The following is a 4,488-nucleotide window of genomic DNA, read 5'->3' on the forward strand; positions in this document are numbered from 1 at the left end:
TTCGTCGTTCAATTCGTAGCGGTTACGTCCGTCACCAAAATCAAGGCGTTTTAATAAATCTAACTCTGTGAAGAGATCAAGTGTTCTGTAAATAGTAGCCAAACCGATATCAGGAGCGATTTCTTTTACGAGTACATATACGTCCTCTGCGCTCAAATGGTTTTCATCAGCATCGATGAAGGCTTGTAAAATCGTTTGACGTTGTGTAGTCAATTTGTATTTTTTATCTTTAATGCGTTCTTTTAATTTCTCTAATGTTGTGTTCATGATAACTATCCCCTTTACTTCTTACAAAAGTTTTATAAAACCTACTCCCCAACGAATGGGTTGTATTGTTTTTCATAACCTATATTTGTTTCTGGTCCATGACCAGGATATACCATTGTATTATCAGGCAATGTATAAAGCTGAGTTTTAATGGATTCCATTAATGTCTCATAAGAGCCATTTGGAAAATCTGTACGACCTATGGAATCTCTAAAGAGAGTATCCCCTACAAATACAAGACCTTCCATGTAATAACATACCCCACCTGGTGTATGACCCGGTGTTTCAAGCACTTCTAAATCAATAGCACCACAGGTAATGTGGTCACCTTGTTTAACCTCGATAATGTCAGCCTTTACCTTGATCGGTGTCGGATTACTATACGCGCTAAGATTGAGTTCAGGATCTGACAGATACGGTATATCGCCCTTTTGAATATATACAGGCACATGATATGTATCTACAATCTCTTGAACGCCACCAATATGGTCTCCATGACCATGGGTTAGCAAAACAGCCTTTGGTTTTAAGTCGTGCTTCTTTAGAGACTCTAATACTTCCGGTGTAGCAGGATCAATAATGAAAGCTTCTCCTACTGCTTTATCGCCTATGACATAGCAGTTAGTCCCCAGTGGACCTAATGGCATGCGAATAAGCACTAATTGTTGTTCACTCATTAAGCCCCTCCTTAACTACGTTGTACCGTATAGACTTCACGGATACGACGCAACTTAGTCATTACAAAATCGAGTTGTGAAATATCACGGATATCAACCGTAACATTGATACTTACATTTTTAGTATCTTCTTGAACCTTCGCATTGATATTGGTAATGGTAATTTTCAATTCTGAAAGAACCGCCATAACCTCCATGAGTAAACCATTTCGGTCATACGCTTGAATATCAATGCCTACGTGGAAGGATTCACCGGAAGAACCATCCCAAGAAACTTCAATCATCCTCTCAAGATCTTCAGTCGTATGGCCCATGCTAGAACAATCACAGCGATGGACGGAGACACCACGACCACGGGTAATATACCCAATAATATCGTCACCAGGTACAGGGTTACAGCATTTTGCCATCCGCACCATGACACCAGCTTCGCCTTTTACAAGGACGCCAGTACCATTTTTAGTTTTCTTTTGGCCTTGAGATTTTAATTTCTCAATAATTTGCTCAGTACTGCGTTTAGACTCTTCTGCTTCTTTGGATTTTTTATAGAGCTCAATTAAACGCAAGAGAACTGTACTTACAGGAATGCCACCATAGCCACAAGCTGCAAACATCTCTTCTTCAGTACCAGCTTTCAGTTGTTTAGTGACTTGTTGAAGGCGATTATCTGCGATCAACTCTTTCCATGTATAGTTTAATCGTTTCGCTTCTTTTTCAAGCGCTTCTAAACCTTTTTCAATATTTTCAGCTTTATTTTCACGCTTGAACCAGTTGCGGATTTTGCTCTTACTTTCAGAAGAGCCTACAATATTAAGCCAATCAAGGCTCGGTTTACTCGTTTTAGACGTAATAATGTCGACGATATCGCCATTTTGTAAGGTGTAATCGAGCGGTACAATTTTACCGTTTACCTTAGCCCCTACACATCGATGGCCCACATCGGTATGAACGCGATACGCAAAGTCGAGAGGTACAGAACCAATCGGCAACTTAACTACGTCCCCCTTCGGTGTAAATACGAATACTTCACCGGAGAATACATCTAATTTCAAAGCGTTAACAAGCTCTGTTGGATTACTTGTATCTTGCCATTCAAGAACTTGGCGCAACCACGCAACCTTTTGGTCGAACTCTTTATCGCCGTTCTTGTTACCTTCTTTATATCGCCAGTGAGCAGCAACACCGTATTCAGATACACGGTGCATTTCCCATGTACGAATTTGAATTTCTACAGGTTGCCCCATAGTACCGATAACCGTAGTATGTAAGGATTGATACATATTGGATTTCGGCATGGAAATATAGTCTTTAAATCGATATGGCAACGGTTTCCACAAGCTATGCGCAATGCCGAGTACCGCATAACAATCAGGGATGCTATCAACGATTACGCGAACTGCAAGCAAATCATAGATTTGTGACAAATCGCGATTGTCCTTTTTCATCTTCTTGTAAATACTGTAGAAGTGTTTAGGACGCCCTTTAATATCCGCCTTAATATTGGCTTCGCCTAACGCCTTAGTAAGTTGACTCATCGTATCATTAACGATGTCTTCACGGACTTGGCGTTTTTGTTTCATTTGATCTACAAGATCATAATATTTTTCCGGCTCTAAATAGCGGAAAGATAAATCCTCTAACTCCCATTTCACATTAAAAATACCGAGACGGTGTGCTAGAGGAGCAAAGATTTCAAGCGTTTCCTTAGCAATGCGTTTTTGTTTATCACTGCGCATATGCTTTAAGGTACGCATATTATGTAAACGGTCACCCAATTTGATAACAACGACGCGCACGTCCTTTGCCATCGCTAAAATCATCTTACGATAATTTTCCATTTGGCGATCTTCTTTTGTTTCATATTGGAATTGGTTTAGTTTTGTTACACCATCAACGAGGAATGCTACCTCAGAGCCAAACATTTCCTCCAAGTCTTCCTTCGAATAGGATGTATCTTCAACCACATCGTGCATGAGCGCTGCCATGAGCGTAATATGGTCGATTTGTAAGTGTGCCAAAATATCAGCTACAGCTAATGGATGCATGATATAAGGTTCACCAGAAGCTCTAAACTGACCTTCGTGAGCCTTATCAGCAAGTTCAAAAGCCTTTAATACTTGGTTACACTCATCATCTGTTAAATACGTATGGATATACTCCATAAATTCAGCTAAGGCTTTACCTTTATCAAAAGGGCTTTGTTCTACCAAAGCTTTGCCTTCTTCATTTACAGTTGTCATGGTGTCACCTCCTATACACTATAAGTAAGGAATGTTACGGATGTGACAAGATCTAATTTTCCTTCAATGGCATTCCATCTAAGCATTAATTGACCATCATCACTTGTATATTCTTCAACAATGCCTAATTCTTTAAAGACATCAATAGATGTAAGGGCACTGCGATTATTTTGATCTGCCGGCTTACGGCGCAATATATCTTGTTCTACATTATAAAGCGATTGACTGCGACCACGCATGGACTGTTTTACAATGACATACATCTGTCTAAGCCCTTCCGCAGTCAGTTTAATAGACTCTTCATTCAACGGTTCAATCGCTTGAATCATAAGTTGTGGGGAAACCATACCTTGCCATTCATTCTTTTGCAAGGAGAATGCTACTTTCACCACGGAACCTACAAATATAGATTTAAATAAATCAGGACGATTCCAGGCGATTGCATCTAATGTACCATTCGAGGTTGCAAAAATGATCTTACAATGATTTTTTAACTGCCCCATAAGCATAATATCTTGTACCGTTGCTTCCATTATGGCAAAGACTGGTGTGCTATTAGCCATCCCATAAGGTTCAAGAGCTGATACGCGGTCAATGATATCTACATCGATATCATCTACAGGTAATTCCGCATCAATGGCCACAACAGGAATATATTCCTCTGTAGTGACAATTCTCTTACAATACTCAGTTAAACGTTCTCGCAATTCATCAATGCGATTTGCATCAATACTAAAGCCTGCGGCTGCAGAATGTCCACCAAACTGTAGCAGAATATCTTCACAAGATTTTAAGGCATCATACATATTAAAACCGTCGATACTACGGCAAGATCCTTTGCCAACGCCATCGTGAATACTGATGACTAAGGTCGGTTTATAGAACTCCTCTACGAGACGAGAGGCAACGATACCGATAACACCAGGATGCCACTCTTCACCAGCCACAACGGTTACATAGTCGGCTTTATGACCTTGGTTAGCCACATCAATACGAGCCAATTCGTGGATATTGCGCTCTAGCTCTTGTCGCTCTCGATTGGTGTCGTTCAATTCCTCAGCAATCGCCTCTGCTATATCCACATCATCGATGACGAGTAATTCAACGGCACGCGTTGCATGTGTTACACGACCAGCTGCGTTAAGGCGAGGTGCTAAGGTAAAACCAATGTGACCAGATGTTATAGTTCGCTCATGTAGACCCGCTACATCGATGAGCTTTTTTATGCCTAAATTAGGCTGGCTATTCATCTTCTCTAGGCCTGCTTTTACAATGATGCGGTTCTCACCCACCAAAGGCACTAC

The 4,488-nt window shown here is 40.7% G+C and carries 4 protein-coding genes; all 4 read right to left on the reverse strand.

Translation table 11 applies throughout. From position 1 onward, the window contains the following. Nucleotides 1-267 (reverse strand): Fur family transcriptional regulator (locus Q0F90_RS07525; protein ID WP_296004415.1); only part of this gene is annotated, 267 nt, incomplete at its 3' end. Between the two features lie 41 nt (nt 268-308). Then, the gene (locus Q0F90_RS07530) at nt 309-944 is read right to left on the reverse strand and encodes an MBL fold metallo-hydrolase (RefSeq protein WP_296004416.1); all 636 of its coding nucleotides are present in this window, start codon (nt 942-944) and stop codon (nt 309-311) included. Between the two features lie 11 nt (nt 945-955). After that, a complete protein-coding gene (locus Q0F90_RS07535) occupies nt 956-3,184 on the reverse strand; it encodes a bifunctional (p)ppGpp synthetase/guanosine-3',5'-bis(diphosphate) 3'-pyrophosphohydrolase (RefSeq protein WP_296004417.1) in 2,229 nt (742 codons plus the stop codon). Nucleotides 3,185-3,195: 11 nt separating this feature from the next. Next, a partial coding sequence (locus Q0F90_RS07540; RefSeq protein ID WP_296004418.1) for a DHH family phosphoesterase occupies nt 3,196-4,488 on the reverse strand: 1,293 nt, incomplete at its 5' end.

Source organism: uncultured Veillonella sp. (assembly GCF_934190855.1).
In the GTDB taxonomy this organism is placed as follows: domain Bacteria; phylum Bacillota; class Negativicutes; order Veillonellales; family Veillonellaceae; genus Veillonella.

Bases quoted from the DNA above. Each gene is read 5' to 3' on its own strand.
- Q0F90_RS07530 (WP_296004416.1), bottom strand. From the start codon at position 944: ATGAGTGAACAACAATTAGTGCTTATTCGCATGCCATTAGGTCCACTG.
- Q0F90_RS07535 (WP_296004417.1), bottom strand. From the start codon at position 3,184: ATGACAACTGTAAATGAAGAAGGCAAAGCTTTGGTAGAACAAAGCCCT.